We start from the raw sequence: 7,554 nt of genomic DNA on the forward strand, positions 1-7,554 counted from the left end.
GTGCGACGAAACCGCCCGCCTGAAATCCGGTGGCGAAGACGATCGTGTCGACTTCGTGCTTGGTGCCGTCGGCGGTGACGATGCCGTTGGGTGTGATCTCGGTGATCGAATCGGTGACCACGTCGGAGTTCTCGCGGGCCAGCGCCGGATAGTAGTTGCTGGACAGCAGGATTCGCTTACAGCCCATCTGGAAATCGGGGGTGAGCTTGCGGCGCAGCTCCTTATCGCGGATCTGTAGCCGCAGCTGCGCCTTCGTCGCCAGGTAGAACGGTGCGAGATAGGTGTGCCGGAGCGCACGGCTCATCGGCAGCGTCAGGGCGGGATTGACGTATTCGCCGATCGCCCACCACGCGCCGCGCAGCGCCTTGAGCGCGCCGGGCACCTTGTCATAGAGGGTGTGCTCCCAACCCGCGTGCGCGTAATCGGGCTTGGGCATGAGGTATTCGGCACTGCGCTGGAATACGGTGAGCGAGCGCACCCGGTCCACGATCTGCGGCACCAACTGCACGGCGCTGGCACCGTTGCCGACCACCGCCACCCGTTTGCCGGTGAGGTCGTGGTCGTGGTCCCATTCGGCCGAGTGGAAACGGGTGCCCTCGAATCCGTCGATGCCCGGAATCTTCGGGAACGACGGCCGGGTCAGCTGCCCGCCCGCGGCGACCACGATGGTGTGGGTGCTGCGCTCGCCGATGGTGGTCTCGACGGTCCACAGGCCGGTCTGCTCATCGAATTCCGTCGAGGCGATCTCGGTGTGGTACCGCATATGCGCGGTGAGACCATACTTCTCGACGCAATGCTCGAGGTAGCTCTTGATCTCCGGTTGCGGTGCGAACGGGCGCGACCAATTCGGGTTCGGTTCGAAGGAGAACGAGTACAGCGAGGACGCCACATCGCAGGCCGCGCCCGGATAGGTGTTGTGCCGCCATACCCCGCCCGGCCCTTCGGCGCGTTCGAAGACCACGAAATCGTCGAACCCCGCCTGCTTCAGGCCGATCGCGATGGCCAGCCCGCTGAATCCGCTGCCGATAATGGCGACCGATGGCTTCTTTGACATACCTGAACGGTACGAATCGGATGTGACCTGGGCCATTGCATCCACGGCCAGTCACTTTCGATTTTCGGCCAAAGCGTGGATGATGGGCGGATGCTTCCCCTGGATGCTCTGCGACCGGTCGCCAGCGCGGCCCTGCTGGTCGCGTTCGCCGCCGAGCATGGCGTGCCGGCTGAACACACGCTGTCCGGCACGGGCGTCACCGCTGAGCAACTGCGGGAGTCGGACGCCGAGATCACCGCGGGCCAGGAACTCGAGCTGGTGCGCAATATCGTTCGCGCGGTGGGGGATAGGCCCGGGCTCGGTTTCGAGGTGGGACCTCGGTATCGCGCGGCAATACACGGCATCTGGGGCTACGCGCTGATCAGCAGTCCCACAGTGGGGCAGGCCGTCGATATCGCTGCCCGCTACTTCGCGCTGTCATATTCGTATTCCAGTGCAGGACTGGAGATTTCCGGTGACGAGGCGCGTATCTGGTTGGACGACAGTGGTGTTCCACAGGAGGTCCGCGGCTTTCTGCTCGAGCGAGATCTGTCCGGCACGATCACCAACTGGCTGGAGGTCTTCCAGATGCCATTGGCATTCCGCCGCATAGAGATTGCCGGGGGACTGCTGCCCAGATTGCAGCCATTCCTGGCGAACGTGGACGCAGAACTCGTCTCGGGAACGGACACGCATGCGTTCGTCGTCGACGCGGCGGTGCTCGCACAGCCGATGCCGGCGGCCAGCCCGGAAACCGCGCGACTGCTCGAACAGCAGTGTGCCGCACTGCTGCACCGGCGTGTGCAACGGCATCGGCTGGCGGGCGAGGTCCGCGATCTACTCGTGCGGCGGGGCCAGGCATCCCTCGGCCAGCCGGAGGTGGCCTCGGCACTGCATATGAGCGTGCGCACGATGCGTCGCAGACTCGCCGAGGAGGGGACCTCGTTCCGGGAGGTATCGGCCGAAACCTTCGGCATGCTGGCCGAGGAATTGCTGGCGACCGGGCTGCCGGTGGAGCAGGTGGCCTATCGCCTCGGATACGCGGGCGCGCCGAGCTTCACCACGGCCTTCAAACAGTGGCGTGGCGTGACGCCAGGACGGTTCGCGCGGTCGCTGGGACGCCGTTGAATCCTGCTGTGCCCGTGCGGCTATGCGGTGGTCGTGAGCTTTCCGGCGCGACGCGCGAGATCGCGCAGCAGGTCGGTGATGCGGCCGGGTTGTTCCAGAGGTCCGCAGTGGCCGCCGGACAGTTGGATCAGGCCCAGCGAAACGGGAAGACGCGATTCGATGCGCCGCGAGTGCGGGAACGGCAACAGCCGATCGGATTCACTGCCGATCACCACCGTCGGCACGGCCAGATCAGCCGGGTCGTGATCGGTGTACCGCAGTCCGGACAGACCGCGCAGGAACCTGCGGCGAGTGGCAGTCGGCGTCGTCAGGATCATTTCCCGGACCGCTGCTCGTACTGCGGGCGACGCCTGCCTGCCCACGGTCACCGGGTCGAGCAATTGGGCGCGAAGCGGTGAGCGTGGGGGAAAGGGCAGGCTGCCGATGGCGGACGCGGCGACGCGGGTGATCCGGTCCAGCGCCTGCGCCCCCGCCGGTCCGTGCACCGGCAGCGGAAGGCGGGGGAGGAGCTCGCCGCCGGCGGTATTGATCAGTGCCGCCGCCTCGGCGTAGCGGCCCACATTCTCTGGATGGTGCGATGCCCATGACTGAATTGCTATGCCGCCCATGGAATGTCCCGCGATGACGGCGCGCTCTCCCGGGCGCACCGTGTGGCGCAGGACGGCATCGAGGTCATCGCCCAGCCGTGCGAAGGTGTAGCCGTCGGCCGCCGGGCGGCCACTGTGGCCGTGTCCGCGATGGTCGAAGGCGATGACTCGGAAATCGCTCGAGAGCTCGGCGATTTGGTAAGTCCAGAACCGCAGAGCACAGCAGATGCCGTGGGACAGCACGATCGGGTAGCCGTCTTCGGGGCCGAAGACCTCGGTGTGGATGCGCGTGCCGTCAGCGGATCGGACCTCGACCGCTCGGCCGCGTGGAGGATCGCTCAGCAGCGCGAAATCCTTGTCCGCGCGCAGTCGTGTCTGTTGCCGGTGGCTCAGTGAGCGCCACGCACGAGAATCCGAGGCGACGACGGTCGTCATTCGGTCACCGCCCTCGGGATGCGATGCCCATCCGGTGGTGGATTGTCGAGAACGTGCAGCTCTACTCGCCATTGAGTACCCATTCGGTCACCGTAACGGCGGCGGTGGCCGCCGCGGCGACCAGCAGAGCAGCCGGGCCGAAATTCGTAAGGAATTGGCCGTTCGGCGAAAGCGCCGGACCAGTGTGGTCACGACCCGGCGAGAACGCTGTCCCGAGATTCGCTACCGTGGCCCAACTTCATAAGTTGGTGGCCCCTGATCGGATGGTTAGCCCAGGTCAGCGGCAATAGCGTCGATATGACCGAAACCACAATGACGTGAGGATACCCCGATGGGCAAGACCGCAACGATGCGGCCGCGCGGCCCCCAGCGCGCCGATACCCACACGAACCGATCCGGACCGCTCCGGGGCCGATACCGCGGCGGGGCAGCGCTGATGCGGATCGGCAGGATCGCCGGCGCGGCCCCGTCGGAGCTGGCCCGGCTGGTCGTCAACGCGCTCACACCACCGCGTCGCCTGCCCCGGCCTTTCACACCGAGCCTGCACGATCGGGTGAGCGGTGCGACGGTGCTGATCACCGGTGCGTCCAGTGGCATCGGTCGCTCTCTAGCCCAGCGCCTGGCCGCGGCGGGCGCCACCGTGATCGTCACCGCACGGCGCACCGACGAACTCGAATTACTGGTGGCCGAGATCCGGGCAGCGGGTGGCACGGCGTTCGCCATCACCTCGGATCTGGCAACCGATGAAGGGATCGACAAACTGGCCGACGCGGTGCTGGCCGAATTCGGTGCGCCGGACATCCTGATCAATAACGCTGGTCGATCCATCAGGCGATCCGTCGCCCTGTCCGAGCATCGGCTGCACGACTACGAACGCACCATGCGGACGAACTATCTCGCCGCGGTCGGCCTGATGCTGCGGTTGCTGCCGAACATGCGTCGCCGAGGCTCGGGGCATGTGGTTACCAGCTCGTCCATCGGCGTCGTGTCGGACCTGCCGCGCTTCTCGGCCTATATCGGCTCGAAGGCGGCACTGGAGGCTGTTGTGCGGGTGGCAGCGGTCGAATGTCTCTCCGACGGAGTTGTTTTCACCAATGTGCACATCCCGCTGGTCGACACCGAGATGATCGGACCCACCGGCTGGCAGGGTTACACGACGCTGACCGTCGAGGACGCGGTCGACATGATGGTCGACGCGATCGTCCGTCGGCCGGACCATCTGGAGAACCCGCTCGGTGCGGTGGCGTTGTGGGTGAACCGGTTCGCGCCAGGTTCGGCCAGACAGGCCCTGCACCACTTCCATCGCATGATGCCCGATTCCGATGCCGCGAAAGCATCTGCGGCGCCGAGCATCTCGACCACCTAGCAGGCCCGGACTGTCAGCACGACGAAGCGAAAGATGACCATGACCTTGAATCCGCTGCACCTTCCCGATCGCGCCGTCACGGTGGCCACGGAGCTCAAAGCCGTTGTGCGGCTACATCAACGCGGTGTGGTCGATCTGGCCCGGCCCGACATCGTGCTGCGCGTCGCACGCGACAACAAGTCCTACGGTCCACAGGCCGCGCTGATCATGAAGGCGGCCGCGGCACATCCGGACGCGCCCGCGTTGTCGGACGAGCGCGGCGTGCTGACCTATCGGCAGCTCGATCAGCAGTCCAACGCACTGGCCAACGCGTTGCTCGATTCGGGGCTGACACCGGGATCGGTGATCGCGGTGCTGGCGCGCGACCATCGCGGGCTGCTGCTCACCGCGAGCGCGGCGGGCCGGGCGGGGCTGCGGCTGGCATTGATGAACACCGGATTCGCGAAACCGCAATTCGCCGAGGTCGCCGCGCGCGAAAAGGTGCGTGCGGTACTGCACGACAGCGAGTTCACCGACCTGCTCAGCGCACTGCCCGACACCATGCCCCGCTACCTGACCTGGGTGGAGAAGGATCAGGACCTGCCCGCCGGCGCGGTCACGATCGAGGAATTGATCGCCGGTGGCAAGCTGACTCCGCCACCGCCGCCGTCTCGACCCGGTGGATTCGTCATCCTCACCAGCGGTACCACCGGACTGCCCAAAGGCGCCCCGCGGACCAAGGTTTCGCCGCTGGCCAGTGCGCTGATCGTCGACCGGATCCCGTTCCCTCGCCAGGGTGCGATGGTGATCGTCTCACCGATCTTCCACACCACCGGTTTCGGCGCGTGGACAGTGGGACTCGCCCTGGCGAACACGGCCGTTCTGCTGCGCAGATTCGACGCCGAGACCACGCTGCGCGCGATCCAGGAGAACCAAGCGGAAATGCTGGTTGCCGTGCCGACCATGCTCAACCGCATTCTGGCGCTGGGACCGGAGATCATCGAAAGATACGACACCTCGTCGCTGCGGACCGTCATGGTCGCGGGGTCCGCGCTGTCACCGGAGCTGGCCACGCGCTGGCAGGACACCTTCGGTGAAACCCTCTACAACCTGTACGGCTCCACCGAGGTCGCCGTCGCCGCCGTCGCCCAGCCCCATGAGCTGCGGCAAGCCCCTGGCACGGTCGGCCGTCCGCCGGTGACCAGCCGGATCGCTCTGTTCGACGACGAGGGGCAACGCCTCCACGGGCCGAATCGCAAGGGGCGCATCTTCGTTCGATCGGGCGCACCGTTCGAGGGGTATACCGACGGGCGGCACAAGGAGATCATCGACGGTTACATGTCCACCGGTGACATGGGGCACTTCGATGCCGAAGGCCTGCTGTTCGTCGACGGCCGCGACGACGACATGATCGTCTCCGGCGGCGAGAACGTCTATCCGCTGGAAGTGGAGAACCTTCTCGTACAACGCGAGGATGTCCTCGACGTCGCTGTCATCGGTGTCCCGGATCCGGATTTCGGACAGCGCCTGCGCGCCTTCATCGTTCCCGATGTGGGCTCGGCCCGTGATGCACAGGTCATCCGAGATCATGTCAAAGCCAACCTGGCCCGGTACAAGGTTCCCCGCGACATCGTGTTCATCGACGAACTGCCGCGCAATGCCACCGGTAAGGTTCTGCGCCGAGCCCTCTCGGACCGTTCGATGGACGAACACCCTGCCCATTGATGCGTACGCTTGCTTGAGTGGGGTGGTGCAAGACCGCCCTGGTAGAGCTTATTTTTCGAGGTAGCGGCCGGGTTTCGGCGGCTGAGCGTCAGCGGGTTCGAAACCGGCTGGGACCACATATGACGGCTGTTCGGACATGGTTTTCATGTCGGCCAGCCATTTTGTGCAATATGCGTGCAGAAACGTTGGTTCCCTGACTGCGGCACGGGAGGCGTGGCAGACGGATCCCGGTCGCCATGGGTTGATCGCTAGACCACCCGGCTGAGCGCGCGCAGGTCCGCGTCCAGCTTCCGGAACAACCAATACACGGCGACGAAGGCGAGCCCGCCGGCCGCGCACAGCCCCAGTACCGAATCGCGCACGAGCCACAGCTCCTCGGGTTCGAGAAAGCTGAATCCGGCCAGCACCCCGACCACCGGCACCGACGCCGTCACCGCGAGGTAGACCGTGGTCCTGCGGCGCAGCCAGCGCAAGTCGGCGGAGTCGCGCTCCGTTGTGCGCCCGTGGCGCAGGTAGCGGGGATAGACGCAGCGGACGAGATAGAACGTGGAAAGGAAGAAGGTGTAGGCGACCGAGATGGTGCCCGCCACCAGAACAGTCATCGCCGCATGGACCTGCAGCCGCACCGGAAGATCGGTGAACCAGCGCAGCAGCAGCACGGCCGTCCCGGTGGCGAGAAGCGCGGACAGCAGGGTGTTGAGCGCACACAGGTCGCCCCACAGCAGTGTCCGCGACCGCACCCGCGCGAGCCTTGCCTCGTCGTAGCGTCCGCCCTTGCGCAAGCCGCGAAGAACCTCGAGCTGATCACGTGAAATGCAGACGTAGATGACAACGGCCAGCAGAAAGCCGCAGAGGATGCACACCATCACGCCCCTGTTGATCTGCGCGTTCGCGGCATCGGGCAGGCGCTCTCTGATCAGTTCCTGGGCGTGCACAGCCAGGTACAGCGTAGCCAGGCCGACACCGACCATCGATGACAGCCAGAGGGTGAGGGTGGGCCATCGCGACAGTCGCGTTCGCCAACTGTCCGGCGGCGGATCGACGAGGTCGCGGGCCCTCTTCTCGAGGCACAGGTCGAACTGCTGGGCCACTTCCGAACCGGACGAATAACGGTCCTCGCGGTCGGGCGACAGGCATTTCAGGAGCACACGGCGCAGCGCCATGGGGCAATCCGGCGGAAGCTCCGACAAGAATGCTGCCTCTACCGGTCGGCGCCGCAATTCGAGCCGCGGGCGAACCCGTCGCGGTCGGCGAGACCGGGTTGGTCTTCGTCCGTGGTGATCAGATCTCGGGCGAATACG

At 66.0% G+C, this 7,554-nt stretch carries 6 protein-coding genes; 3 read left to right on the top strand and 3 right to left on the bottom strand.

Annotated elements, in window-relative coordinates; genetic code table 11:
* On the bottom strand, nt 1–1,054 hold a 1,054-nt coding region (locus ACFWF3_RS16795; protein ID WP_379314379.1), incomplete at its 3' end, for a flavin-containing monooxygenase.
* A 90-nt stretch (nt 1,055–1,144) separates the two neighbouring features.
* Between ACFWF3_RS16795 and ACFWF3_RS16800 the strand changes: the two genes are divergently transcribed.
* Nucleotides 1,145–2,161 (top strand): AraC family transcriptional regulator ligand-binding domain-containing protein, encoded by a 1,017-nt coding sequence (locus ACFWF3_RS16800; RefSeq protein ID WP_379314380.1) that lies wholly within the window; start codon nt 1,145–1,147, stop codon nt 2,159–2,161.
* A gap of 20 nt (nt 2,162–2,181) precedes the next feature.
* Here ACFWF3_RS16800 and ACFWF3_RS16805 read toward each other — a convergent pair whose 3' ends face one another.
* A complete protein-coding gene (locus tag ACFWF3_RS16805; RefSeq protein ID WP_379314381.1) occupies nt 2,182–3,183 on the bottom strand; it encodes an alpha/beta fold hydrolase in 1,002 nt (333 codons plus the stop codon).
* A gap of 436 nt (nt 3,184–3,619) precedes the next feature.
* On the opposite strand from ACFWF3_RS16805, the gene ACFWF3_RS16810 reads away from it, so the two are divergent.
* Both ACFWF3_RS16810 and ACFWF3_RS16815 read left to right on the top strand, forming a co-directional pair.
* The gene (locus ACFWF3_RS16810; protein WP_379314383.1) at nt 3,620–4,549 is read left to right on the top strand and encodes an SDR family NAD(P)-dependent oxidoreductase; all 930 of its coding nucleotides are present in this window, start codon (nt 3,620–3,622) and stop codon (nt 4,547–4,549) included.
* 39 nt (nt 4,550–4,588) lie between these two features.
* Nucleotides 4,589–6,253 carry an acyl-CoA synthetase gene (locus ACFWF3_RS16815; RefSeq protein ID WP_379314384.1) on the top strand — a complete coding sequence of 555 codons (1,665 nt, stop codon included), beginning with the start codon at nt 4,589–4,591 and terminating at the stop codon, nt 6,251–6,253.
* Between the two features lie 248 nt (nt 6,254–6,501).
* Here ACFWF3_RS16815 and ACFWF3_RS16820 read toward each other — a convergent pair whose 3' ends face one another.
* On the bottom strand, nt 6,502–7,416 hold the full coding sequence (locus ACFWF3_RS16820; protein WP_379314382.1) for a hypothetical protein: 915 nt from the start codon (nt 7,414–7,416) through the stop codon (nt 6,502–6,504).
* Between the last annotated feature and the right edge of the window lie 138 nt (nt 7,417–7,554).

The organism is Nocardia sp. NPDC060220 (genome assembly GCF_042727815.1).
In the GTDB taxonomy this organism is placed as follows: domain Bacteria; phylum Actinomycetota; class Actinomycetes; order Mycobacteriales; family Mycobacteriaceae; genus Nocardia.